The organism is Vibrio sp. (assembly GCF_047973365.1).
In the GTDB taxonomy this organism is placed as follows: Bacteria; Pseudomonadota; Gammaproteobacteria; order Enterobacterales; family Vibrionaceae; genus Vibrio.
The window spans coordinates 1-26,338 of the sequence record NZ_JBKEBW010000074.1 but is presented as its reverse complement, the minus strand read 5'-3'; the positions used below and the strand labels follow the sequence as shown (position 1 = coordinate 26,338).

The 26,338-nt window shown below is 45.0% G+C and carries 25 protein-coding genes; 11 read left to right on the top strand and 14 right to left on the bottom strand.

The annotated features are described in order from the left end of the window. Positions 1-6: 6 nt before the first annotated feature. The 8 genes from ACK5MF_RS09590 to ACK5MF_RS09555 are packed head-to-tail and all read left to right on the top strand — an operon-like array spanning position 7 to position 7,616. Complete coding sequence (locus tag ACK5MF_RS09590; RefSeq protein ID WP_416921630.1) at positions 7-453, top strand: acyl-CoA thioesterase; 447 nt, start codon at positions 7-9, stop codon at positions 451-453. Next, on the top strand, positions 450-1,076 hold the full coding sequence (locus ACK5MF_RS09585) for an outer membrane lipoprotein carrier protein LolA (protein WP_416921628.1): 627 nt from the start codon (positions 450-452) through the stop codon (positions 1,074-1,076). Before ACK5MF_RS09590 ends, ACK5MF_RS09585 begins: the two co-directional genes overlap by 4 nt. Next, a complete protein-coding gene (locus ACK5MF_RS09580) occupies positions 1,048-3,402 on the top strand; it encodes an MMPL family transporter (protein WP_416921626.1) in 2,355 nt (784 codons plus the stop codon). The genes ACK5MF_RS09585 and ACK5MF_RS09580 overlap by 29 nt, the downstream gene beginning before the upstream one ends. Beyond that, on the top strand, positions 3,399-4,013 hold the full coding sequence (locus tag ACK5MF_RS09575; protein WP_416921624.1) for a DUF3261 domain-containing protein: 615 nt from the start codon (positions 3,399-3,401) through the stop codon (positions 4,011-4,013). The genes ACK5MF_RS09580 and ACK5MF_RS09575 overlap by 4 nt, the downstream gene beginning before the upstream one ends. Positions 4,014-4,023: 10 nt before the next feature. Further along, on the top strand, positions 4,024-5,211 hold the full coding sequence (locus ACK5MF_RS09570; protein ID WP_416921622.1) for a beta-ketoacyl-[acyl-carrier-protein] synthase family protein: 1,188 nt from the start codon (positions 4,024-4,026) through the stop codon (positions 5,209-5,211). Next, the gene (locus ACK5MF_RS09565) at positions 5,204-5,668 is read left to right on the top strand and encodes a hotdog family protein (RefSeq protein WP_416921620.1); all 465 of its coding nucleotides are present in this window, start codon (positions 5,204-5,206) and stop codon (positions 5,666-5,668) included. Before ACK5MF_RS09570 ends, ACK5MF_RS09565 begins: the two co-directional genes overlap by 8 nt. Beyond that, complete coding sequence (fabG, locus tag ACK5MF_RS09560) at positions 5,665-6,390, top strand: 3-oxoacyl-ACP reductase FabG (protein WP_416921618.1); 726 nt, start codon at positions 5,665-5,667, stop codon at positions 6,388-6,390. Before ACK5MF_RS09565 ends, fabG begins: the two co-directional genes overlap by 4 nt. Beyond that, complete coding sequence (locus tag ACK5MF_RS09555; protein ID WP_416921616.1) at positions 6,387-7,616, top strand: beta-ketoacyl-ACP synthase; 1,230 nt, start codon at positions 6,387-6,389, stop codon at positions 7,614-7,616. The genes fabG and ACK5MF_RS09555 overlap by 4 nt, the downstream gene beginning before the upstream one ends. A gap of 406 nt (positions 7,617-8,022) precedes the next feature. Here ACK5MF_RS09555 and ACK5MF_RS09550 read toward each other — a convergent pair whose 3' ends face one another. The 10 genes from ACK5MF_RS09550 to ACK5MF_RS09505 all read right to left on the bottom strand — a co-directional run bounded on the left by ACK5MF_RS09550 (position 8,023) and on the right by ACK5MF_RS09505 (position 17,241). Further along, on the bottom strand, positions 8,023-8,322 hold the full coding sequence (locus ACK5MF_RS09550) for a hypothetical protein (protein WP_416921614.1): 300 nt from the start codon (positions 8,320-8,322) through the stop codon (positions 8,023-8,025). A 4-nt stretch (positions 8,323-8,326) separates the two neighbouring features. Further along, entirely contained in the window at positions 8,327-8,839 is a 513-nt protein-coding gene (locus ACK5MF_RS09545) for a DUF4357 domain-containing protein (RefSeq protein ID WP_202641180.1), read from the bottom strand. Between the two features lie 280 nt (positions 8,840-9,119). Further along, positions 9,120-9,431, bottom strand: coding sequence for a hypothetical protein (locus ACK5MF_RS09540; protein ID WP_416921612.1), 312 nt, complete (start codon positions 9,429-9,431; stop codon positions 9,120-9,122). A gap of 198 nt (positions 9,432-9,629) precedes the next feature. Further along, complete coding sequence (locus ACK5MF_RS09535) at positions 9,630-9,965, bottom strand: helix-turn-helix transcriptional regulator (protein ID WP_416921610.1); 336 nt, start codon at positions 9,963-9,965, stop codon at positions 9,630-9,632. A gap of 351 nt (positions 9,966-10,316) precedes the next feature. Next, positions 10,317-10,679, bottom strand: coding sequence for a DMT family protein (locus tag ACK5MF_RS09530; RefSeq protein WP_416921696.1), 363 nt, complete (start codon positions 10,677-10,679; stop codon positions 10,317-10,319). A gap of 100 nt (positions 10,680-10,779) precedes the next feature. Then, the gene (locus tag ACK5MF_RS09525; RefSeq protein ID WP_416921608.1) at positions 10,780-12,045 is read right to left on the bottom strand and encodes a sensor histidine kinase; all 1,266 of its coding nucleotides are present in this window, start codon (positions 12,043-12,045) and stop codon (positions 10,780-10,782) included. Further along, positions 12,042-12,719, bottom strand: a complete 678-nt coding sequence (locus ACK5MF_RS09520) for a response regulator transcription factor (RefSeq protein ID WP_416921606.1) — start codon at positions 12,717-12,719, stop codon at positions 12,042-12,044. The genes ACK5MF_RS09525 and ACK5MF_RS09520 overlap by 4 nt, the downstream gene beginning before the upstream one ends. A 231-nt stretch (positions 12,720-12,950) precedes the next feature. Continuing rightward, the gene (locus ACK5MF_RS09515; RefSeq protein ID WP_416921604.1) at positions 12,951-14,486 is read right to left on the bottom strand and encodes a DHA2 family efflux MFS transporter permease subunit; all 1,536 of its coding nucleotides are present in this window, start codon (positions 14,484-14,486) and stop codon (positions 12,951-12,953) included. Between the two features lie 8 nt (positions 14,487-14,494). Continuing rightward, a complete protein-coding gene (locus tag ACK5MF_RS09510; protein ID WP_416921602.1) occupies positions 14,495-15,691 on the bottom strand; it encodes an HlyD family efflux transporter periplasmic adaptor subunit in 1,197 nt (398 codons plus the stop codon). 20 nt (positions 15,692-15,711) lie between these two features. Next, complete coding sequence (locus ACK5MF_RS09505; RefSeq protein ID WP_416921601.1) at positions 15,712-17,241, bottom strand: efflux transporter outer membrane subunit; 1,530 nt, start codon at positions 17,239-17,241, stop codon at positions 15,712-15,714. 106 nt (positions 17,242-17,347) lie between these two features. Between ACK5MF_RS09505 and ACK5MF_RS09500 the strand changes: the two genes are divergently transcribed. The 3 genes from ACK5MF_RS09500 to ACK5MF_RS09490 all read left to right on the top strand — a co-directional run bounded on the left by ACK5MF_RS09500 (position 17,348) and on the right by ACK5MF_RS09490 (position 20,659). Beyond that, the gene (locus ACK5MF_RS09500) at positions 17,348-17,953 is read left to right on the top strand and encodes a TetR/AcrR family transcriptional regulator (protein ID WP_416921599.1); all 606 of its coding nucleotides are present in this window, start codon (positions 17,348-17,350) and stop codon (positions 17,951-17,953) included. 129 nt (positions 17,954-18,082) lie between these two features. Then, entirely contained in the window at positions 18,083-19,519 is a 1,437-nt protein-coding gene (locus tag ACK5MF_RS09495; protein WP_416921597.1) for a 6-phospho-beta-glucosidase, read from the top strand. A 117-nt stretch (positions 19,520-19,636) separates the two neighbouring features. Continuing rightward, positions 19,637-20,659, top strand: coding sequence for a LacI family DNA-binding transcriptional regulator (locus ACK5MF_RS09490; RefSeq protein ID WP_416921595.1), 1,023 nt, complete (start codon positions 19,637-19,639; stop codon positions 20,657-20,659). 95 nt (positions 20,660-20,754) lie between these two features. Here ACK5MF_RS09490 and ACK5MF_RS09485 read toward each other — a convergent pair whose 3' ends face one another. From ACK5MF_RS09485 to glpA, 4 genes are all read right to left on the bottom strand, one after another. After that, positions 20,755-21,981: a sugar transporter gene (locus ACK5MF_RS09485; RefSeq protein WP_416921593.1), complete on the bottom strand. Its 1,227-nt coding sequence runs from the start codon at positions 21,979-21,981 to the stop codon at positions 20,755-20,757. 153 nt (positions 21,982-22,134) lie between these two features. Continuing rightward, positions 22,135-23,346, bottom strand: coding sequence for an anaerobic glycerol-3-phosphate dehydrogenase subunit GlpC (glpC, locus tag ACK5MF_RS09480; RefSeq protein ID WP_416921591.1), 1,212 nt, complete (start codon positions 23,344-23,346; stop codon positions 22,135-22,137). After that, positions 23,343-24,683, bottom strand: a complete 1,341-nt coding sequence (gene glpB / locus ACK5MF_RS09475) for a glycerol-3-phosphate dehydrogenase subunit GlpB (RefSeq protein WP_416921589.1) — start codon at positions 24,681-24,683, stop codon at positions 23,343-23,345. Before glpB ends, glpC begins: the two co-directional genes overlap by 4 nt. Continuing rightward, positions 24,680-26,338 (bottom strand): anaerobic glycerol-3-phosphate dehydrogenase subunit A (glpA, locus tag ACK5MF_RS09470; protein ID WP_416921587.1); only part of this gene is annotated, 1,659 nt, incomplete at its 5' end. The genes glpB and glpA, both read right to left, overlap by 4 nt.

Here is a 26,338-nt window from a genome sequence, read left to right as displayed (position 1 = left end):
GTTGTAATGGAGAGCATCAATTTCCCATTAGAAACCAAAGTGACCCTCACCACTTCGTTTCAAGACGCCGATCCTATGGGCGTCATCTACCACGGCAACTACTTCCGTTATTTCGAAGAAGCGCGTCGTGTTTTGCTGGATAAAATTGCCTACGGTTATATTGCGATGAGCGAATCAGGGCACATGTGGCCTGTGATTGATACGCGGGTAAAATACGTCAAAGCGATCCCGTTTAACCATGAGATTCGCATCAGCGCTAAACTGACCGAGTGGGAAAATCGCCTGCGTATTGATTACGTTATTGTTGATGCGCAAACGGGGCAAAGAATGTGTAAAGCGCATACCACGCAAGTTGCGGTCAGTATTGCCGATCAAGAAATGTGCTTTGTTTCGCCAAAACGTTTTTTGGACAAAGTGGATCATTGGCATCAAACCGGAGAATGTTTGCAATGATTAAGGCGATTAAAAACATCACCCTATTCTGCTGTTTGAGCTTAGTCAGTGTGTCTGGTGCTTGGGCTCAGATAACGGATTTGACTTCTCTGCAAACCCAGTTGCAGCAACACTCGCTTGTCCGCGGCGATTTTAGCCAAAGTCGCACTTTAGCTATGTTTGAACAACCTTTGCTCTCTGAAGGCTCGTTTCTGCTTGAAAAACAACATGGGTTACTGTGGCAGCAAAACACCCCCTTTCCGGTAAATTTGGTGCTGACACAGGACAAACTGCGTCAAACTTTCGCCAACCAACCCGCTCAAGTCATTACTGCCAAAGAAAACCCAATGGCGTTTTACTTCAGCAAAATCTTTTTGTCCGTTTTCCACGGCGATACAGAGCAACTTAAAAGCCAGTTTGCACTGCAATTTACGCCGCAAAATGAGCAATGGCAGTTGGTGCTGACACCCAAAGAAGCGCCATTGAATGCGGTGTTCAAATCGATCGTTTTACAAGGCAAGCAAGATATTGATTCATTGGTTTTAGAAGAAGTCAGAGGCGACAAAACTGAAATCACTTTTACCAACCAGACTCATCAACCAGAGAAGTTAACGGATGCTGAACAAACTCAGTTCCAGTTTTAACCCTTGCAAGCTAGCCGTTATCTGGCTTGTATTGGTCTCACTCAGTTGCGCCCTTCTGGTCAAACAGTGGGGTTTCAGCTCAGCGCTACCCATAGAAACTGACATCATGAAGCTGCTGCCACAAAGCCGCCAAGATCCATTGGCTCAAGTGGCATTTGATAAAGTGACCAATAGTGTCAGTGACAAGGTCGTGTTCGTTGTCAAAGGCAACAATGACAAACAACTGTTCGCTGCTGCCGAATCATTGCAAGATTCGTTATTGGATCTTGATGAATTTAAGCAAGTTATCGGCAAAATTGACCAACAACAGCAAAACGCATGGAGCCGTTACTACTTCTCACATCGTTTTCAGTTTTTGACTGACCAACAACGTTCACGCTTACAAAACGCGCCTGAGCAGCAAGTACAAAAAGTCATTCAAACCATTTACAACCCCTTTTCAGGCGTCACAGGCTCAGAGTTATCGAATGACCCGTTTTTGCTGTTTCGCGATTATTTAAGTCACTTAAACCAACTGACAACGCAGTTTCAGATCCAACGAGGCTTTCTGACCACACAATTTCAAAACGAGACTTATGTGTTGCTCACGGCGACTCTGGCTGATTCACCCTACAGCATGGCTGCGCAGCAAGTTGCGCCCAAGCTCAATAGCTTAGAGCAGACGCTAAAAACTCAATATCAGGTTGATTCTGCTCACACCGGTGTACTGTTTTATGCGGATTTTGGTACACAAAGTGCGAAATCAGAAATCAGCACCATTGGTCTTTTCTCGCTGCTAGGCATTATCGTTATCGTGCTGTTTGTCTTTCGTAGTACTGCGCCTTTGATGTTGGCTTTGCTCTCTATCGGCATTGGACTGCTGGTTGCACTTGTTGTCACCACCGCAATCTTCGGCAAAGTCCATCTATTCAGTTTGGTATTTGGTGCCAGCTTAATTGGTGTGTCTATCGACTACGCGTTCCATTACCTCACAGACCGCCTTGCTGCACGAGACAAGTGGGACAGCATTAAAGGGCTGCAACATATTTTCACGGCAATCACTCTTGGGCTACTGACCAGTTTAATTGGCTACTTAGGTTTGCTTATTGCCCCGTTTCCCGGCTTACAGCAACTGGCGTTGTTCTCCGCGATTGGATTAATGGCAGCCTATGCCACAGTCGTTGCCTGGTATCCTGTTCTTGCTCGTAAAGCAACACCGAATCGCTCACTGCCGGGCGATACGCTTTGGCAGTGGTGGTTAGCGCAATGGCAAAAACGCAGTATAAGAGTCACACTGCCACTACTGCTTTTGGTCTTTGGCGCCGTGCAATTGACACAAGTGAACTACGACGATGACATTCGTCAGCTTCAGGCAATGCCTTCTGATCTTAAGCAGCAAGAAGAGCTCATTAACCAAGTTTCTGGCGTTAAATCGTCGCAACAAATGCTGGTAGTCAGTGCGGCGAATGATGAAGCTTTGCTGCTCAGGCTTGAACAGCTGCAGTACAAGCTTGATGAGTGGAAAAATCAGCAACTGCTCGATGACTATCAAAGCCTGAGCCAATACCTGCCCTCGCTATCCAGACAAGCAGCCGATCATCAGTTGGTGCAAAATCTCTATGTGAATTATGGGGCTACACTAGCTCAGTCATTAAAATTGTCAGCACCACCATCATTAGATGGCAACATGATCCCCGTCACTCTTAGCGATTACCTTAAGCAAAGCGTTTCACAACCGGTACAGTTCCTTTATCTGGGAAAAATCGCTGACAATGTTGCGTCCGTTATCATGCTTAGAGATGTGCAGAACGCTGGCAAAATAAAAGACTTTGCCAGTCAAAACGCCGATATCAGCTATTTAGATAAAGCCGGTGAAATTTCTGCGCTTTTTGGCGAATATCGAACCAAAGTGATGGAGCTGTTAGCTGCGGCCTTGATAGGGATATCACTCGTATTAGCCAAGCGATACGGGATATCACATACGCTGCGAATTGTATTTCCGTGTGTGGTAGCTTGCTTAGTCGGTATCGCCGTCACAACAATGACTGGCTCAACACTCAACCTGTTTAACCTACTCGCACTGGTACTTGTCGTCGGTATTGGTATCGACTACACATTGTTTTTTGCCGAGCAGTCTATTACCGAGAAGTCTTTTGCAGAACAGCCGCAAAGTCGCAGTACCTTACTGGCAATCACTTTGTCCGCAATGACCACTCTACTTTCATTTGGTCTGCTGTCACTGAGTGAAACCCACGCTATCCACAGTTTTGGCCTCACGACGCTAAGCGGTATTTTTGTCGCTTGGTTACTTTCACCATTAGCAATTAAGAGGCAGACGAATCAATGAAATGGTTAACCACACTCTTTGCCTGTCTATGGCTAATAGGATGCAGTATGCAGCCACAGCCTTCTTCGACCAGCGTAGAAATAGCTCAAGAGGTATGGGTTGGGCTGCCATTACCAAGCCAGCTCGGACAATCTCTTAACGCGACGCAATTGATATCCGCGCAGTGGCAAGATGAGCAAGGCAATACGCAGACTCAACAATTGCCAGTGCAGTTACAGATCGACGATCAGCATATTGTGCTAGCGGGCTTTTCTTCATGGGGAACTCGCTTGCTGTCATTAGATTACGATGGCGAAACGATTTCAACCCAAGTTATGAGTGGCTTAGAAAACACCCTACCGAAACCGGAACAAGTGTTATTTAATCTGATGATCACCCTATGGCCTCGAAGTGCTTGGGAAGCACCATTAAATAAGGTAAGGTGGTCAATTATTGATGACCAACATCAACGCATTATTAGCAACGATGTTGGAGAATCGGTACTGATCATTCGCTATGCTGGTGAGTCACCTCTGGATGGAGATATTCACTTTGCAAACAAACCATTGAATTATTCGATTACTATCCAAACATTAAATCATCAAGCTAAATTAATAACGTCAGAACAGTAGAAAAACCTAGATGAATTCATCAACTTCATTTCCAGTGTTTATTCGTGATTGTGGTTTTCACTCTGCGCTAGGGAGTGAAGCGATTGCTATTCATCAAGCACTACAATCCGGGCAGTCAAAAGGCATGCTGGTAGACAATGAGATCCTCAATACTCACACGTCCACAGTTATTGGCCGGGTTACTGAAACACTCCCAGAAATTCCGCAGCGATTGTCAAAGTACACCACACGCAATAACCAACTTGCTTTGTCTACGCTATTACAGATAAAGCCTAGCGTTGATAAAGCCATTGAGCAGTTTGGCGCTAACCGCGTTGCTGTGATTGTTGGAACAAGTACATCCGGCATTTCCGATGGTGAAGTCGCCTACGCACAAAAAATTAAGCAAGGGGCATTCCCACAAAGCTATCACTACTGCAAACAAGAACTCGGTGATAGTGCGAATTTCGTCGCGGATTTTTTCGGCATCACAGGCCCTTGCTACACCATTTCAACCGCATGCTCCTCCAGTGGTCGGGTATTTATTAGTGCTAAACGAATGCTTCAGGCAGGTCTTGTCGATGCAGTCGTCGTTGGTGGCGTGGATTCCATATGTAAACTGACCCTCAACGGGTTCAACGGATTAGAAGCCTTGTCGAATGAACTATGCCAGCCATTTGGCGCGCAACGTTCGGGAATTAATATCGGTGAATCAGCGGCGTTTATTCTGTTGAGCACTGAGCCTAGCGACATTGCATTATTAGGCGTGGGCGATAGCTCTGACGCGCACCACATTTCCGCGCCTCATCCTGAAGGCAACGGTGCGGAACAAGCCATGCGAACGGCACTGAATGATGCCGGACTAACCCCTAAAGATATCGGTTATATCAATGCTCACGGCACGGCCACGCCCCTCAACGACAGCATGGAAAGCAAAGCCATCTATCGTGTATTTGGCGACAAGGTTCCTGTTAGCTCAACCAAACCTTTAACCGGGCACACTCTTGGCGCAGCGAGCGCGACTGAAGCGGCGATCGCTTGGCACATTTTACGCCACAAGTTACCCTTACCGATGCAGCGTTGTACAAACAAAGCTGAAGATATTGAAATTGCTCTGGTCAAAAGCGAACAATATCTTGGCAATAAAGCCATTCTCAGCAACTCTTTTGCCTTCGGTGGCAATAACATTAGCTTAATTTTTGGATACACTCATGACTGAATTACCTGCAATCGCAACACTGCTGCCTCATGATAATCCAATGATTTTGGTTGATCGTGCTTTGTCTATTGGCGCGACTTCCATTCATAGCCAAGTGGATATCGACAAACACCTGATGTTTTTTAATCCAGAAACCAATACCGTTCCCGCTTATGTCGGCATTGAGTTTATGGCGCAATCCATCGCCGCCTGGTCCGGTTATCAAGCATGGCAAAAAGGTGAAGAACCCCCTATCGGTTTCTTACTCGGCAGCCGCCGTTACACCACGGAGTGCGACCATTTTACACAAAGCCAAACTCTCGATATCTTCGCCGATCAAGTAATGGAAGATAGTGGCATGGCGGTATTTTCAGGTCGTATCGAATTTCAAGGGAATACTATCGCTCAGTGCCAACTGAATGTTTATGTTCCGACACAAGAAAAATTACAAGAAATGAAAATTAGGAGTCATGTATGACCCGACAAGTTCTCGTCACAGGTGCTAGCAAAGGCATAGGTAAAGCAATTGCTATTGCGCTAGGTAAAGATGGCTTTCACGTCATTGTTCACTATATGGGAGACCAACATGGTGCCCAAGCAACACTTGATACCATTGTTGAAAATGGCGGTTCAGGTCGATTGATCAAATTCGATATTAGTAACCGTGCAGAATGCAAAACACAGATTGAAGCCGATATTGAACAAAACGGCGCTTACTACGGTGTTGTCAACAATGCAGGAATTACGCGGGATACTGCGTTCCCAGCAATGACGGAAGAAGAATGGGATGGTGTTATCCATACCAATTTAGACAGCTTTTATAATGTATTGCATCCTTGCGTAATGCCAATGGTACAACTGCGTAAAGGTGGTCGAATTGTTACTTTAGCATCTGTTTCAGGTATTGCAGGCAACCGCGGTCAAACCAACTATAGCGCAGCGAAAGCGGGCGTTATTGGCGCGAGCAAATCTCTGGCATTAGAGCTGGCAAAACGCAAAATCACCGTAAACTGTGTTGCTCCTGGTCTTATTGATACAGGTATGGTTGATGAGCACGTAAAAGAACATGCACTACCGCTGGTTCCACTGCGTCGTATGGGTGAACCGGAAGAAGTGGCAGGTCTGGTTAGCTACCTGATGTCAGACATTGCTGGATATGTCACTCGCCAGGTTATTTCTGTCAATGGAGGTCTTGTATGAGTCGCAGAGTTGTTGTAACCGGTATGTCCGGTGTTACTGCGTTTGGTAACGACTGGGCAAGCATCGAGCCTCGTTTGCGTGCTTGCGAAAACGCAACACAATACATGCCGTCCTATGAGCAATATGAAGGTTTAAATACTAAGCTCGCTGCTCCTGTTACCGATTTTGAATTGCCAAAGCACTACAAACGTAAACAAGTTCGCGGTATGGGTCGTGTTTCTATGCTGGCAACAGTCGCGACAGAGAATGCACTGATCCAAGCAGGTTTAATTGGTAACGAAGTGCTTACTAACGGTCAAACTGGTATTGCTTATGGCTCGTCAACGGGCAGTACCGATGCCGTGGGTGCGTTTGGTGTGATGCTCAATGAGAAAACCACCAAAGCAATTACCGCAACGACTTATGTGCAGATGATGCCGCATACCGCAGCGGTCAACGTCGGGCTGTTTTTCGGTCTTCGTGGTCGTGTCATCCCAACCAGCAGCGCCTGTACTTCAGGAAGCCAGGCGATTGGTTATGCCTATGAAGCAATTAAACACGGATACCAAACTATAATGGTCGCTGGCGGTGGTGAAGAACTCTGCCCGACTGAATCAGCAGTATTTGATACCCTTTTCGCAACCAGTCTGAAGAATGATGATCCGAAAACCACACCTAGCCCATATGATAAAGATCGTGATGGTCTAGTGATTGGTGAAGGCGCGGGTACGCTGGTGTTAGAAGAGTACGAACACGCTAAAGCTCGCGGTGCAAAAATCTTTGCCGAAATCGTTGGCTTTGCCAGCAACTGCGATGCAGCTCACGTGACCCAGCCACAAATGGAAACCATGCAAATATGTATGGAACTGGCTCTTAAAGACGCAAATCTTTCGCCAGATAAAATTGGTTACGTCTCAGCCCATGGCACCGCAACCGACCGCGGTGATATTGCCGAGAGTAACGCCACGGAAAAAGCCGTTGGTAAAGTGCCAATCAGCTCTCTGAAGAGTTATTTTGGGCATACCCTTGGCGCATGTGGCGCTGTAGAGGCATGGCTGAGTTTAGAAATGATGCATACTGGTTGGTTTAGCCCTACTCTCAATCTGAACAACTTAGACCCTGAGTGTGGTGACCTTGATTACATCACAGGCTCTGGTCGTGACATGCAGATTGACTATCTGATGAGCAACAATTTTGCGTTTGGAGGTATCAATACTTCCATCATCTTCAAGCGAGTCACCGACTGAGCAATCAACTATCGGTTTAAGCTTAACCATCGTTGAAGAATTCAACAATGCGTTTTAAAGCCGCCCTTATTTGGTAAGATAAAGGCGGTTTTTTAGTCTCTCTATACTTGGGGTCATACCATCCTTGGTAATACCACCCTAAGTAAAAACATGATCAAATTAGGCATTGGTAGAGCAGCGAATGGGCGTCGAACACCTCGATTAAAACCCGATACCGAAAATCCGGTTTCATGGGTGTGAGGTACGGCAAAATTACGTGATGATCACACACCGGAGACTGCTATCGTAAGTAACTTTTGGACAGAAACGTTTTAGTGACTTTGCTAAATTTGCAAATCATGGATAACTTCAGGTATGGGAAGTCGCTTTGCTTGTGTCCAGCATTGATGGTGCCGATCACAAATAGCTAATCCCAAACGCCAACCTCTGAGATGAAAAAGTAATGTTTATAGCAGCTAATGCATAATATTTTTTTTTCATCATTTAGAGCCTGATCAATATCCTCTTCACTGATGATATCAGGGATTGTGTTCAATTGATGTGGAGAGGTCAGGCACTCTAGCCCATTAGAATTGATATCTAAAGCCCAGTAGCGATATTCTGTGCTATCGCCCGTCAGCGAATTAATACAATCAAAAAAACCAACGCCAATATGAAGCAGGCTGTCGACACCACATTCACACTTTACCCGTATAATCTGCCCCATAAAGCTAACTTTTTCTTAGTGATGAAATAGCTATCCAATGATTATCACTAGGCAACTTGCACTCCCAAAACTTCCACCCATTCACAGAGTTGCCAGTTATCGCTTCAGCAGCTTTTGAAGGCGACTTACAGCGCTGCCCATTGACAATTATATTTCCATTCTCGACAGTTGCTGTATGAATAAGACCTTTGTATGAAGCTCTAAACTGAGTCCCTTCAGGAAAAGTAACTCCTTTAACTGTTAGCGATCCTAAAAGTGGCTCTACTAATTTTTTTATATCTTCAAAATCAGATTGTTGCTCAGTTTTTTTAGTTAAGCCTAGCACTTGTCGAAGTACATCATTTTCCGTCATTGATTCACTTTCTCGTAAAGCGGTAATGGCTTTGTAAACATCAAAATCAACTTTCAGCATTGTCATTATATTCACCCATTCGTTTACCCTTAAAGTAACAATAGCCAAAATAGGAGGAATAGCAAGATTAAATAGTAAAATAGTAGGAGCAATGCAAGCGGTCATTACTCAGCATAACCAAACACCTAACCACAACGATCTAGTCTTTAGCCAAATTCCAAGACATTAGAGCTTCTATTTGCTTAAGTGAAGAGTACCTACTCTAAGTAGGAATGGGGCATTTCTGTGTTACACCTCTCGCCAGCACAAAGCTGGACATTAATTCGTTAGAGTAGCCCGCCTAGAATTTTATTGAAGTGAACAGCTCTCATACAGCCTCAGATCGCACGGAATTATTTATTTAAATACTTGTATTTCCATTTATTCTGAGGAGTTAGCGATCATCTTACGGCTTTAAATGTTCCATTTCATTGAATATATAGTCATTCAATATCACACGTTTGAAAAGTAACTTTCGCGTAATTTCAGGGACATCGACTTCGTTACACACGGATTCAAACTCTTGAATAATCGTATAAATTTGCAACCTAATAATTTCTTCTGCTTTTTCAGCCTTAATATTGAAGCTTGGTGCTGCTTGCATACAAAGTGATAACAGAGACAAATTAAGATTTTCGAAGAGCTTCATTCCATGACTCGCTTCACTACCAGTGATCATCGCTTTCGGACGAGCACCTCCGAGCGATGTACCATGCATAAGAGCTCTATCCAAATCTGGCGAGATTTCCTTTCCTTGACTGACGATTTCAGACGCTTGGTATAATTCTTCAAGAGTGGCCGCATCAAGTAAGACTGACCGTACGTAAAATATTGGCCAGTTTCTTCAATAGTGAGTCTACCGACTACCACTGGCTCTGATTGTCCTCTAAGCCATTTCCAAACAAAGCATTGGTTACTAGAAGTCGTCATCTAAAATTACCTTTTTCCTTCTCACTCGATTAGGCAGCAATGCCTCAACTTTCGCATTTATTTTACGTTTAATAGCAAATTGGTTTTCATCAGGTTCAAATAAGGAAACACCTAACACCCAAGCAGTTTCGAAGTAGAGTCCGATACTTACAGACGGATCACCCTTAAGAATCTTTATCATCGTGGGCTTAGACACCCCAACTCGTGCACACAGATCTTCTACAGTGATTTTCTTTTCCTTACGCTGGATTGTAAGCATAGTGGCGAAATGAGTTAGTGCAGCACTAGCAACAGTGCTAACCTGAATACCACGCCTTCCCATAGTAAATTACTCCTTACCATAAAACAGATAAAGTAAATAATAATTTACCATTCCCTGTATGTCAAAGTAATAGGTCAGAAATAAAGGTAGTGAAATTTATTTCACCATAAACCAGTTAAGGCAAATTATATTTTACCAAACAAATAGTCATTGAAATGGCAGTACATGAACAACAGAGATCCAGTCTGAACTCTCTATTAAGTAATTGCTTCATCGCACCGAATAGAGCATTTCTGAGTTGCGACTACTAGCTTAACTCAACTTTGCAGATAACTTCTTGTATCCCAGAATGCAATCAGGCACCGCTTATGGCAGTGCCTGTTATGAAAGAAAATGGACAAAAACAAGGATCTAAGATAACGCAGCAAGGATTTGCGGACGGAAAATGAAAAACACTGCGCCAAGAAGGCAAAGTCCTGCCCAGACGAAATCCATGCGGAACGGTTCTTTCATATAAATAAGCGCAAAAGGTACAAACACCGTTAATGTGATGACTTCTTGCAGTATTTTGAGCTGACCGAGGTTTAATACCGTGTAACCAATACGGTTTGCGGGTACCTGAAACAGATATTCAAATAAGGCGATGCCCCAGCTTAGCAAAGCCGCAATAATCCACGGCTTATGCCCTAACTCTCGTAAATGGGCATACCAGGCAAAAGTCATAAAAACGTTGCTGATCAGCAATAAACCAATGGTGATGAGCATAGGAGGGATGGCGAACATTGAATGAAACTCCACGCAACAGTAGCGACATTATTTGCGCGGAGTGTGCACCTTACTCATGGTTTTAGCAACCATAATCAATGACGATTGATCAAGAAAAATGGATACGAATATCCCGGCCATCATCAAACTCTTCAATCACACAATCCCAGTCATAATGGCGGATGATTCTGTGCGTGAGTTCTAGCCCCAAACCGAACCCTAATTGGTCTTGTGTGTCGCCACAGCTTTCGTCACGGTTAATGATAGTCACATCTGCACCCACTTGACTGATCAATACCCGTCCCTGCTGTGTATGCTGGTAAGCATTGCGGATCAGGTTACCAAGCACGATTCGGCACAAAGTCGCAGGCAACTCAAATGTTCCCCCCGTGACACTGATGTCGACTTGCACTTGTTTGTCCCGCAGCAGGTAATGCAGTTCCTGACATAGTTGTTTGACCAGTTCAGCAAGATTGACTGGCGTGAGAGGTAAAGCATCATGCTGGCCTCGGTTTAGCCACAATAAAGTCTCGCAGAGATCGGTCATGGTGACACCCGCTCGCAAAATGCGTTCCAATACTTCTTTTTGCTTTTCGAGTGAATTAGGCTTGTCGACTAGCTTGAGCATCAATTCGGTATTACTGCGCACCACCGCAATCGGTGTGCGCAGTTCATGGCTCGCATGGGCAAGAAATTTATGTTCACGTAGTAAACTATCTTCCACTGACGACAAACTGTTTTTAACAATCGTCGCTAAACGATTAAGTTCGTTGTAATGAAAATCAGGCAAAGGATGATGGAGCTGACATGGTGTCAGTGTTTTGGTCCAATTCGCTAAACGCTCTATCGGTTTGGCCACCAACTGCATCACAAAATACATACAGACTGCAAACATGGCTAATGCCATGGTCGCATACCCCAGAATCTGGCATAGATGCGGCAGTTCATCTTTATTCAGCCGCGTGCTTAGATCTTGCGCTTCAAGGTCATTAATAATTCGTGAAATATAGAGCACTTCATTTGCACTGCGGTCATAACGAAGTAAAAATAGCGCCCGGTTAGGCTCAGAATACCAATTGTCTCTATCAACCCGTTTGCTAAATTCCAGATGTTGAGTTGGCTGAGCAAAGGCGGATTTAATTTCTGGAGTAACATCTTGCCAGCGATAAACAATTTGGAAACCGAGCACCGTTGCTGCATCCGCTGTTTGCACATCCGCGAAATGACCAATTTCCTGCATGGTCATCCGCACACCTCCATCCAGACCTTTTTCGAAATAGTTGGCAGTTAATGTGGCGAACCCCAACACCATCACGGTTGCCATTCCCATAATGGCACAAACAATAAAGATCTTTAGGCTACGGCGAAGTTTCATCGGGCATCCTGAGAATAAATGCCAAAGCCAAATCCTGAGATGGTTTGGATCAGCGGCGACCATTCACTCTGGTCAACTTGTTTACGCAGGTTGAAAATGTGGACTTTTAAACTGTTACTGTCTGGTTGTTCATCGCCCCAAACAATTTGCACAATTTTCTCTCTTGAAACCGCCGCAGGATACTCTCTCATCAGCACTTCCAGAATTTTTATAGCAATCGGTGAAAGCTTAAGCTCTCTGCCTGCGCGAGTGGCTTGCCGGTGACTAAGATCCAATTCGAGATCGGCAATAACCAGCTTGGAAATCTGACCGCTGCGACGTTTTGCCAACACCTTCATACGTACCAGTAGTTCTTCCATCGCAAACGGTTTTACTAAATAGTCATCAGCACCGCGACTAAAACCTTCCAATTTGTCGTCGAGCGTATCACGAGCCGTCAGCATAAGAACCGGTGATTCTACCCCATTATTACGAATACGTTCACAGACAGCTAAGCCTTCAATTTTCGGTAAATTTAAGTCGAGAATTATCACGTCATAGCGATGAGACATGATCAGGTTATACCCAACCTGACCATCAGCGGCATAATCACACTCAATGTCTTCCAATGACATATAGTCAATCAGTGCAGTAGCAAGATCTAAATCATCCTCTACTAATAATGCTTTTAACATTTCCCGAACCTGTATCTCACCTGTCTAAGCAACGTCATTTCTCGCTATTGTAACCGAGCATGAAATATCTGTCTGAACTTATTATCAACGCAACAAATAGAGCTAGATTAAAACTGAGATAGTTAAGGAAAGGTTAACTAGAAAAATGTTGCAACAAAAAAGGGGCTTCAGCAAAAAAGAGTTCCATCTCTTCGCCTTAGCCCCGTGGATCAAAGGTCAAATCATTAAAAATTAATGTGCTGCACCCGGGTCAACGGTATGTTGAGGTTTAGGCGCAAACCAAATGATGCATGCCGCAACAGCAAAGATAACGGCGATAACCATAAACAACTGGTTGGTTGCGACCATGACACTTTGCTTTTGTAGTAACCAGTCCATCGACGAACGAACCTGCCCTATCCCCATACCTGAATTTTGCATCGCATGAGTCGCCACGCCAACTCTGTCAGTTAAACCTGCCAGTTCTGCATGGACATACCGGGTTTGATTCTCCCACGAGGTATTGATCATTGATGTCGCAAACGCGCCTGACAAAGTCCGAATAAAGTTCATCAAACCCGCGGCTGACTCCATCTCGCTAGGCTTCACACAGCCTAGTGCAATCGCCGTTAGCGGTACGAAGAACAGTGGCATACCAATACCTTGCAAGAACAGCGGATAACTCACTTGCTCGAAAGTCATATCCAAATTGCCAAAACTGCGCAGGAAGGTCCAAAGCCCTAGCCACATTACTCCAACAAATACGAACGGTCTTGGGTCAAACTTAGCAGACAGATTGGCAATCAGTGGCGCGAGGAATACAGCCAGTATCCCCATGGTTGCTGTCGCATAACCGGATATTGTTGCGGTATACCCCATATAGATTTGCAGCCACAACGGTGTGATAACCGAAATGCTGAAGAAGGCACCAAACGCCAGTGACAAAGTTAGCATACTCATGGTATAGCCACGGTGGCGGAACACTTTCAGGTCAACGACCGGATCTCTTTCTGTCAGCTCCCATATCAGGAATGCAACAAAACCAATTACAGCAATAACAGCCAAGACGACAATTCGGCTTGATTCAAACCAGTCATGATCTTTGCCTTCATCTAGCATGATTTGCAGTGCTGCGACCCAAATAACCAATAGTGCCAAACCCACTTTGTCGATTTTCGAACCTACGGTTTTGGTTTCGAATTGTTGAAGCAGTTTCCAACACAGTATCGCGGCAACAAGAGCAAAAGGCGTTTTGACGAAGAAAATATACGGCCAACTGAATTGGTCACACAAAATACCACCTAAAATCGGCCCCATGATTGGCGCAACTAACGTCGTCATACTCCAAATACCGATCGCAGCATGGCTCTTATCTTTGGGGAAAATTCGCATCATTAACGTTTGCGATAAAGGCATCAGTGGACCGCCCGCCAAACCCAAGAAGACACGGAAAGCCACAAGCATCGTCATGCTGGTTGCCAACCCACATAATATGGAGAAGATACCAAACAAGATGAAACAGGTAACGAATACACGAATTGAACCAAAGCGTCTGGACAACCATCCAGTCAATGGAACTGAGATCGCCTCTGCTACCGCATAGGAGGTAATGACATACGTACCTTGGCTAGTTGATGTTCCCAGACTGCCGGCAATACTTGAAACCGAAACGTTAGCAATGGTGGTATCCAGAATGGCGAGAAAGTTCGCCATTGCCAGACACAGAGCGCCAATGAATAGCGCCCCACCAGTCAAAGGTTTGATGTCATGGTCTGATGAATGACTCATGATCCACCTTAACCTTGTTCAGATTGCTTAAATGCGCGGTATTGAGCGATGGTTTGCTTGTTCACGTCCGCTTTGGTATCAATTTCTACTTGCATAGAAAGACCTACTTGCAGCGGATGAGCTTGCAAATCTTCTGGATCAAGTTCGATACGAACAGGAAGACGTTGAACCACTTTAATCCAGTTACCCGTTGCATTTTGTGCCGGGATCATAGAGAACGCAGAACCTGTACCGCCAGAAACACCTGCAACCACACCGTGATAAATGACTTCATCACCGTAAAGGTCAGCAGTAATTGACACTGGTAAACCAATTTTCACATCACGCAGTTCCACTTCTTTGAAGTTTGCATCCACATAAATGTTTTGTACTGGCACAACCGTCATTAGCGGTGTACCCATTTGAACTTGACGACCAACCTGTACCTGACGTTTCGCAATCACACCTGAGATTGGCGCACGAATAATGGTACGTTCTAGATTGATTTGTGCCTGTTGCAGACGTGCTTTCGCTGCCAATACTTCTGGGTTGTTTTCTACGGTAGTGTTGTCAGTCATTGCGGCATTCGCTTTTTGCGCACCGATAGTTGATAGACGGTTTGCTTGTGCCTGTGCTAATGCTGCTTTTGCTGCGTTTAGGTTTGCTTGCGACTGCTCGAATGCTGTTTTGGCGTTTGTCAGTTCTTCACCCGATACTGAACCAGAACGTACTAAGTCTTCGCGACGAGTCAGGTCAATTTTCGCTCGGTCAAAATCGGCTTTCGCTGCATTGAGCTGAGCCTTCGCGCGAGTTTCATTGGATTTCTGCGCTTCAACTTGAGCAGTGAGACCTTCATCGTTCGCTAAGTAGCTACGTACACGGCGTTCTGCCAGTGCTAAGTTTGCTTGCGCTTGATCTACGGCTATTTGCGCATCGGTATCTTCAATTTGCACCAGAATATCGTCTTTATTGACATACTGGGTATCAACCACATTAACTTTGGCGATGATGCCGTTAATCGCTGGGGTCACCTCTGCAATTTCAGCTGCGGTGTACGCGTTGTCAGTAGAAATGTAACGCGAGCCTACTAAGTACCAGTAACAACCGTAGCTGCCACCAGCAACAATGATCGCCGCCGCTAACGCTAAGAAGCCTTTTTTACGTGATTTGTTTGCAGTAGATGTATCGAATTCTGCCGCGTTGTTTTGGGATGAATGTGAACTCATGGATAGAAACCTTCTAAAAATTAAGACGCCTTAGTTTGTGAGCTTTCGGTTTGTTGCGAGCTTTCGCCTTCAAAACCGCCGCCTAAAGCGTGTATAAGAGCGAGATCAAGACTGAATGCGCGTGACTGTAAGTTCACCAACGCTCGTTGGTTATTGAGCAGCGACTCTTCAGCAACAAGCACATCTAGGTACGTTGCCAAGCCACCCTGATAGCGGTTAGAAGCAATCTTCAATGCTTGTTCTGCGGCATCCACCGCCTCTTGTGTTTTCACAATACGAGCATCAAGTGCTTGAGTACTGGTCACAACGTCCGCCACTTCATGCAATGCCTGAGTGAGTGTTGCGTTGTAGCCACTCACCGCTTCCTCATAACGTGCTTCCGCTGAAGTCAGTTGTCCATCCAGACGACCTCCGGTAAACAACGGTAAATACAAAGCTGGACCTATGCTGCCGGCATCATTACCGCTTTCAAATAAGTCATTCAGACCAAAAGCCTGATAACCGATGAAGGCAGAAATGCTCAGGTCTGGGTAGTACATCGCTTCCGCAATACCAACACGTTGTGCTGCGGCTTCTGCGCGCCAGCGTGCGGCGGTAATATCGGCGCGATGACCAAGCAAACCCACACCTGCGTCTTGCGGCAGGCCATAGCGCATATCCAATTGGATGTGGGGTTCAACGATGGCTAAAGCTCGGTCTGGTCCTTGCCCCACCAAAGCTGCCAGTGCATTTTTCTGTAGTGCAATGGATTCGTTAATGCCTAACATTTCAGCTTCCACATTCGCTGCATAGGCTTTTGCTTGGTTAACAGAACCGAGTGTTTCTAAGCCATTTTCATATCGCTTAGTGAGTAGTTCTACGGTTTTATGACGAATATCCAACGCGGTTTCTACCGTATGCTTATTCGCATACAAACGAGACAATTCTGCATAGGCGTTTGATACCGCGGTTGCCAACATCAGACGAGCTGACACAGCTTCTGCTTCAGCCGCAGCTAATTCAGAGGTTGCCGCAGCCACAGAAGCACGATTTTTACCCCAAAAATCAAAATCATACTGGAAATTGAGCGTCAGAGTTCCATAATCATTCCAACCATGTGGAGGCGTTGCGGCCTGATATTGGTAACTCACCTTGGTTTCAGATGCACTAGCAGCTAATCCCACGTTAACCGCGCGGCTTGCACCAGCTTGCTGTGCGATACCTTGAGCGTTTTTCAACCTAGCTTCAGCTATTTTCAAACTTGGCGCACCAGTAAAAGCGTCATTAATAAGTTGGTTTAACTGAGGATCTTGGTAGCGATACCACCAATCCTGAGTTGGCCACGCCATAGCTTCTGCAGCAGACAGACTTTGCTTAAACGCATAGTCATTGGCTTGCGAAATTTCAGGCAAGTTTTCATTTTTCGAGACAGAGCAGCCAGCCAATAGCGCTGCACTAATCAGAGTTAAAGCGAAGTAAGGAACATTTTTGTTTCCGTTTTTTGAAAACTTTGAATTAGCAAACCGTAAGTTTGAAAATCCAAGTTCGTTCCTTTGGAGAAATCTTTTCACATTAGACAACCTTATAACTAAACCGTACAGTACAGTTATACTCTTGACAGAAAGATTTCGTCAAGCGAAACTTACCCAAAATTTCCCTAAGGACTACAAAATATTCATGCGAGTTAAAAGCGACGAAAAACGACAAGCGATCTTAGATATCGCTAAAGAGTGCTTTTCCCAACAGGGTGTGAGTGCTACATCTATGTCTCAATTGGCGAAGCAATTGGGCGGCTCTAAAGCAACGCTTTATAACTATTTCAGCTCAAAAGAAGAAATTTTCGCCGCCGTAATGCAATCTTCGGCGACAGAACAAATTTCGAACTCTTTTTTGTCATTAGATATTGAACGTGATGTCCGAACATCACTGACCGAGTTCGGCTATAATTTTCTTGATTCAATTCTCACCCCTGATGCGATTTCAATTTACCGGATGGCCATCACCGAAGCCGATCGTTCGGATATAGGTCGCCATTTTTATAATAATGGCCCGAAAAAAGGCTGGAAGCATCTAAGTGAATACATCGCCCGGCAAATCGATAAAGGTCAGCTTCGCTCCTGTGACGCCTGGATCGCGGCAATGCAATTTAAGGCACTATTATCTTCAGAATACGTGGAACAATACGCTTTTGCCGCGATTGAAAAACCAAATCAACAGCAGATAAAGATCACCACAGAACAAGCCGTCAGCGCATTCATGGCTCTCTACGGCATGCCAGAATAGGCTAATGGCTCCCTCTGGCAATGATAATCACTTTGTAACCGGTTTCATTTTATTTTTATCTAGCTTATAATCGCTGAAACTCACCTATGGTTAATTACATTGGTTCATTTAGCTGAAGAAGGTATCAAAATGTCACAACAAGGTTTTCCAACAGATTTTCTCTGGGGCGGAGCAGTCGCCGCGCACCAAGTTGAAGGTGGTTGGAACAAAGAAGGGAAAGGCGCTAGCGTGGTTGATGTACTGACCAAAGGTGCTCATGGTGTGCCTCGCGTCATCACCGAGACCGTTGAAGCTGATAAATTTTACCCAAACCACGAAGCGGTTGATTTTTACGGTCACTTCAAAGGCGACGTCGCCCTGTTCGCAGAAATGGGCTTTAAATGTTTCCGTACATCCATCGCCTGGACACGTATCTTCCCAAATGGTGATGAAGAGACACCAAACGAAGCAGGCCTGCAGTACTACGATGATCTTTTTGATGAACTGATAAAATACGGCATTGAGCCCGTCATCACCCTTTCTCACTTCGAAATGCCAAACCATTTAGTGAAAGAGTATGGCAGTTGGAAGAACCGTCAAGTCATGAATTTCTTTGTTAAGTTCAGCCTGACTGTTATGGAACGTTATAAAAACAAAGTGAAATACTGGATCACGTTTAACGAGATCAATAACCAACGTAACTGGAAACTGCCAATCTGGGGTTACTGTAACTCAGGGATGATTTACAGCGATTACCAAAATCCTGAACAAATGCTGTATCAAGTGCTTCACCACCAGTTCCTTGCCAGTGCTCTCGTGGTTAAACAAGGCCATGCTATCAACCCTGATTTCAAAATTGGTAGCATGATCCATATGATGCCGCTCTACCCTGCTTCGTGCCGCCCTGAAGATATGTTACTTGCACAGGAAATGATGCGTGAGAAATACCAGTTTAGCGACGTACAGGTTCGGGGTTACTATCCAAGTTACCTACTCAAAGAGTGGCAACGTAAAGGGATTACCGTCGACATGCAGCTAGGTGATGATGTCATCCTGCGTGAAGGTTGTGCAGATTACCTGGCGATCAGCTACTACATGACCAACATCGTTTCCGTCAAAATTGATGAAACGACCAACACACCGTCACTGTTCGAAGGTAGCCGCCTAAATCCATACTTACCAGCGTCTGACTGGGAATGGCAAATTGACCCAGATGGTCTTCGCTATGCGCTTTCTGAGCTTTACGAACGTTACCAAAAGCCAATCTTCATCGTAGAGAATGGTCTTGGTGCAATAGATAAAGTTGAGCAAGACGGTTCAATCAATGATGACTACCGTATTGATTACCTTGGTTCACACATTAAAGCGGTGAAACAAGCGATCAGCTATGACGGTGTCGATGTCATGGGCTACACACCATGGGGTTGTATTGACTGTGTGTCATTCACCACGGGCGAATATCGGAAACGATACGGCTTTATCTATGTTGATAAACACGATGATGGCAGCGGCACAATGGCACGTTCGAAGAAGAAAAGCTTCCATTGGTACAAAAAGGTTATCGAAACCAACGGGGATGTGATCTAACCGCCACATAACGAGCAAATAAGCCTTTCAAAACTCAACTGACATTGGCTAAACTTGTCTTCCTCTCGACATGCCTACCTTATTTAGGTATGTCGAGTCGGATAGATAAGGAATTGTATGGCAACCATAAATGATGTGTGCAAAGCCGCTGGCGTTTCGAAAGCTACGGTATCACGAGTACTCAATAACAGCCCTCAGGTGAAAGAAGTCACCCGAAATGCAGTGCTGTCTGTAATGAAACAGTTGGGTTATCAACCTAATACACTCGCGCAAGCTTTAGCGACTAATACATCCAATTCCATCGGTTTGGTACTTCCTGAATTCCAAAGTAACTATTTCGGCAGCGTACTTCACCATGCTGGTCAAGCCGCTTTACAAGCGGGTAAAAAGTTACTGGTTATTCGCAGCAAAAACAGCGCCGAAGGTGAACGTGAATCGGTTGAAACCATCGCCAACCAACGTTGTGACGCCATTTTGCTTTATAGTCGCCATCTGTCCGAACCCGCATTGGTAGAACTGCAACAAAAAATTGCCCAACCTTTGGTTATTCTCAACCGTCAGCTTAGCGCCAAATCCTTATCGAGTTTTGGTTTAGAGCAAACTCAATTAGCCACAATAGCCATAAGTCATCTGCTCCAATTAGGTCATAAAGATGTCGCCTGTATTACTTCACCTCTTAATAGTGAAACGGGGCGATTACGTTTACAAGCGTTCAAGCATCAGCTTAATGTTGCGCAAGTTTCAGAAAACAAAGACTGGATCGTCGAAGGCGACAACACTTTAGAAGGTGGTTATAAAGGCGCACAAATCCTGCTGCAAACAGGCGAAAAATTCAGTGCCATTTTTGCCTGTAACGATGACATGGCAATTGGCGCAATTCGCGCCTTACACGATCACGGCTTAAGAGTACCACAGGATGTGTCGGTTATCGGTATAGACAACGAACCCGCCGCCGCTTATGCCATTCCAAGCCTGTCTACGGTATCGCTGCCTATCGTTCACTTAACGCAAGACGCCACAGCGCTCGCTTTGGCTCAGGCAAATAAGCAAACTCATCTCCCGAGCCATCAGTCTTATCACGGAGAACTGGTTGCGCGCGAGTCAACACAAGCTATTCGTGACCGTTCAGAAGATATTTAAAACCGTTCACAATATACAAAATCGAAATACACAAAAGGCAACCTAAGCTGCCTTTTGTCATTGATACGATAAGCGACTGATAGCGGTAGAGCCGATTAGCGAATTGCGCTGTAGCGCTTCATCATAAACATAATCCACAGCAGTGATAGCAGTGCAAACAGTGCACTTACGTAGCCAATACTTTCAAGCGACATCAGCAGAATCACTTTACCACCAATCAACGCACCAGCACCGATACCCAGGTTAATGATGCCGGAGAACATCGACATGATCATATCCGATGCATTGGCATCGATATTCAGTACTTTAACCTGCATAACCAGGCTCACTATCATCAACGCAGCACTCCAGACTACCAGCAAAATACTGATCGACCACAGATGAGGAACTGCAAAGTAAATCAATGCGGTACATACCATTACCGTTGCGGTACAGCCGACTAAGATTGGCGTGTTGGGACGGTCACCTAAGTTACCAAAAATAACACTGCCCAAAATACCCGCTACGCCAAATAACAGCAGTAAGAAGGTGGTAAAGTTTTCAGACAGTGAACCGATCACTTTCAGGAAAGGTTCAATGTAGCTGTACGCCGTGTAATGAGCGGTGAAGATCATAAAAATGAACAGATACAAGCCTGTCAATGCTGGGTTCTTCAATAGCTCTGGTAGCTTCTTCATTGAACCGCTAAACAGACTCGGCATCACTGGCAATAAGCGGTATAGGCTGAACATGATCATTAACGCGATAATACCGATAACGCCAAAAGTGACACGCCAACCCAACCACTGACCAATAATACGCCCCAGTGGCACACCCAGAACCATCGCCAGTGACGTCCCCGTGGCCAGAATACTTAGTGCAAAAGTCTTTTTACCCGGAGGAGCGACGCGAATCGCAATTGAAGCGGTGATCGACCAAAACACTGCGTGGGCAAAGGCAATACCTATCCGGCTAGCGACCAGAACTTCGAAATTCCAAGCAAAGACGGATAAGCAGTGGCTGGCAATGAACAGCGTAAACAAACCAAGCAGTAATTTCTTACGCTCGATTCGACTGGTGATCATCATCATTGGCAATGACATTGATGCAACTATCCACGCATAGATAGTCAACATCCAACCTACGGAAGCCGTCGATATCGAAAAATCATTGGCGATATCGGAAAGCAATCCAACAGGTACGAATTCAGTGGTATTGAAAATAAAGCCACTGAAACCTAAAGCAAAAACACGTAAGTATTGTGAACGACGAGAATTGTCGTTGGTTGCGGACATGGTCTGTGTCATATAACCGTGCAAAAGAGGATAAATAAATGTGCTCATATTGTGATTCATTTCACAATTAAAGCCAACTGTTTATACAACTTTTTTAATACTTCGCAGAGAATTTTATTTTCTATTAACAGCAAAAACCTCTGTATCTATTTCCTCTTTTTCACGGCTATGTTCTTATGATTCCCCTTAGCCAAAATGCTCTTAAACCAAAGCTTCGGCAATCAAACTCACTGGATGAATGCACTCAAGTTGGGTGTTTTCCTCAATCTGCCATTTACAAGTTTCGCAATCGGTAATCGCATAGTCGGCATTTGAACGCCGGATTTTGCTAAACAAATCGTCGCCTATCTTCATGGAAACTTCATAGTTTTCCTCTTTAAATCCATAAGTACCAGCAAGACCACAACATTCGCTATCGAGTACCACCACCTCTAAACCCGGGATCATCTTTAATACTTCAATGGTAAATACAGCACCACCACTGCGTTCTAGATGGCAAGGAGTGTGATAAACGATTTTCTTATTGAGCGGTTTCATCTTCGGCAGATTGCCACTCATAAACTCTTTAAGCAGGAAACGGCTCACATAGTGGATTTTACTCGCCACATGTTCATTCTCAACCCCAAGCACATGCGGATATTCTTCTTGCAAAGTAAATGAACAAGTCGATGACGTAGACAGTACCGCAATACTGTTACTGTTAATTGCTCGGCTCACGTGTTCGATGTTGAACTCAGCATTCTTTTTCGCTTTATCATGAAAGCCGTTGGCAATCATCGCCACACCACAGCACTTTTCTTTTTCTAACAGACGTACGCCAATATTCATCGCGTTCATCACTCGAATAAAATCTTTACCCAATTGCGGGTGGTTATAGTTCACATAGCAGCCATGGTAATAGCTGACCGCACGCGGGTAGTTCGACTGATCGGTTACATTGCTTTTGAACCAGCTTCTGAAGGTACCATGAGAGTACTTAGGCAAAGATTTGTGTTCATGCACACCAATGGTTTTGTGCATAATTTTCTTAACCAATGGGAGCTGAGTCGCTGCATTTACCATTGGCGCAAATGGAGTAGCAAGTGAACCAAATAAGTCGGTATGACTTAATACGAAGTCACGGACCAATTTAGGGTTCATCGGGCGCTTGCCGAACTTGCCTCTTGCCACCGCAATAATATCGCCAATACGTACACCTGACGGGCACGCCGTTTCACAACGTTTACAATTGGTGCAATGTTTTAGCATGTCATCATAAAATTCTGGGCTTTTTATACGCAACCTTTCACCGTCTGGTCCGCATTGTTTTGGTCCCGGAAAATCGGGGTTCGCCTTCGCTACTGGGCAATACACAGTACAAACGGTGCATTTGATGCATTGGTCAAAGGTGGTGTCTCTGCTTGCGGTTGTCATGCACTGACCTCCTTCATCAATATCTCACTTCGCAAACTCGATACGATTTGCTCAACAACCCAGTAAGCAGTGCTTATTGCCACACCACCTCCACATCCGTGAGCGATCGGGTTATAACCACTTAAAATCGCACCAATACAGTGTAAGTTATTGACTTTGTTACCTCGGATTGAGGGAGTAAAACTCTTATCGGTGACCACACCGAAAGATAAAAACGGATGAGGTTTCGCACTAAAGAAATCAGCTTGATGCCACTCGTTTCTAGAACCCGCAACTTCGGTATCTAAATCAAAAATCGGTTCTTTAATCGCGTTTTGATTGGCGATCAACCCCTTACTGAAAAAGCTTCCTGAGGCGAGAATATAGTGTTTCGCGGTTAGGTTCATCTCACCCATTTTCTTGGTTTGAATCGAACTTAAATTCAGGCTACCGTCGAGATCCTTAAGCTGCCCACCAAGCACTTCATCACCTTTGTGCAACACTCCTCCCTTATTGATGAAGGTACGCATCATCACGTCTTCAATACGAATGCCCAGTAGCGATGGCGGCATGGTTGGTACTTCATGCAGAGTTAGCCCGGTGTAACGGCTAAGTTTATCCATCAGTTCTAAGCCATCACCATTACCCATAATTGATGGCAACACCACTAAATCTTCAGGCGTAGCGACTTTCAACAGTTGATTGGCGAACTCGTTGAATTGCTTTTCTTCACGCAATAGCCTTGATATATCGATTGATCTCAAATCGTAAGGATTGCGATTGATCTGCCCAAAAGCGGTTAAGCTAACTTTTGCCGTTTTGATAGGGATATCTTTAAATGCCGAATGCCGCTGCAAATTGCCAAGCGCAATATGCGGCTGAAAATCTCTGAAGCCGTCGACGGCGATCATCACAATACGTTTAAATTCAGCGAGATTAGAAAAATCCGGTTCTATTTTTTCAACATAAGGCTGAGAAAGCCAAGTCGACGTCAACGTGCCCAAGGTAGTAATTCGAAAATGATTATTTGCAGAAGCAAGCGTACTCATTGGTAATCCGTTCGATGCTAACATCTGTTGATACCAGTTCATCGCCGCACGAATATTCTTGCTTCCTATTTTTGCATAAGGGTGTTCTGGAAGTGCTTTCGCTAAGGCATCAATTTCTGTCCAAGGGTTATCAATCAACTGATGGTTTAACGGTGAGTGAGAAAGCAAGTCGATAGAGCCTGAGGAAAAATGCAAAGCGCTCTGTCCACTGCTAACAACAGCTGTTTTCAAACCGTGTTCCAAACATTTAATGGCAGCCGAATAGCCTGCGATCCCACTACCAATCACTATCACATCGTAATTCATCATTGCTGCTCTTGCTCCTGCGTTGATGGTGTTACGTGAGACTGCGCAGCAGAAGCGTCTATTGCTGACTCAATATCTCCGCAACCAAATAACCCTTCATAGATCCAGTAACTGAACTCTGCTTCCCTTAATGCATCGCCCCAAAATATCGGTTTAATTCCCTTCCAGCGCTCTTCCAAAAACTCTTTGAGCAGCAACGCTGACGCGTGGCCATCAAGCTCACCATACTCTTGAAACAAACTGGCAGCGCGATAGGCACAAAGCTCTCCCTGGCAAGGCCCCATTCCTAAACGAGTTCGACGACGTAGGTCTATAAGATTTCTTACATCCAGTTTCTTAATCGCATACTCAATTTCACCCGCGGTCACCATCTCACATTCACATACAATGGCCTGGCTCTGAGGCTTCTCTGATAGAAAAGCTTGCGCTCTTTCTCCATGGCGATAAATCGCAGATTCGTAAACAGGTTTGGCAATACTGGCGCTTTTTCTAAGCACTTTAGGTGATTCAACCGAACCTGGTAAAGGCTTGGTGTGGGTAGAACATGGCGTGGTGTTGCCGAGCTTACTCGCAACAAGATCTGTAGCTTGCTCTGCCATCAAGCGATAAGTCATTAACTTACCGCCCGTAATCGTGGTAAAGCCTTTTAAGCCATCACGTTCTTCATGATCAAGTAACACAATACCACGACTGATGTTTCTGCCTGAACTGTCACCACTGAGAGAAACCAACGGCCTAACGCCTGCATAAGCTCTCAATACTCGTGTATTTTTCATCACCGGAGCCAACTTGATACCCTCTTCAAGCAACAAGTCCACTTCAGCAGCGGTAACGTGCAAGTCATCAATCATGTCGTAATCAATGTGTTCTGAAGTTGTACCTATCAAAGAGATAGTATCGCCCGGCACTAAAATATCGGCATCCGATGGTTTACGACAACGGTTTATCACCAGATTATTGATTCGATAATCAAGGATCAGCAGCGAGCCTTTTGCCGGAAACATCTTGATATCCAGCTCTGCGTATTCACAAATACCCTGCCCCCAAATACCTGCCGCGTTAATCACTTGCTGGGCAATCACTTCAAAAGGTTGGTTAGTTTGGGTATTGATACATTTCACCCCCAAGATGGTATCGCCTTGACGAATAAGTGAAATCACGCGCGAATGATTAAAAAGCCGAGCACCATGTTCTTTTGCATCCAGTACGTTGGATGAACATAGACGGAAGGGATCAAGCGTGCCATCAGGCACTTTAACTGCACCGATGAGCGCTGGGTTGGTGTTTGGTTCTAAGCGTAAAGCCTCTTTCGGCGACAAGGTTTCAACATCAATATCAGCGGCTTTGCATTGCTCAATAAAAGTTTTTTGAAAACCCAAATCATCTTCTGGCAAGGTGATGAACAGGCCGCCAGTGTCTTCAATACAGTGACGAGCTATTTTCTTTAATATGCGATTCTCTTGGATACACTCTTTAGCTGAATGTTGATCGGTGACAGCATAACGCGCGCCCGAATGTAACAAGCCATGGTTACGCCCTGTTGTCCCAGAAGCCAAATCATCTCTTTCAAGTAATATGCAATTGATACCCCGAAGAGCACAATCACGCATAATCCCTGTACCAGTCGCACCGCCACCAATAATGACGACATCGGTTTC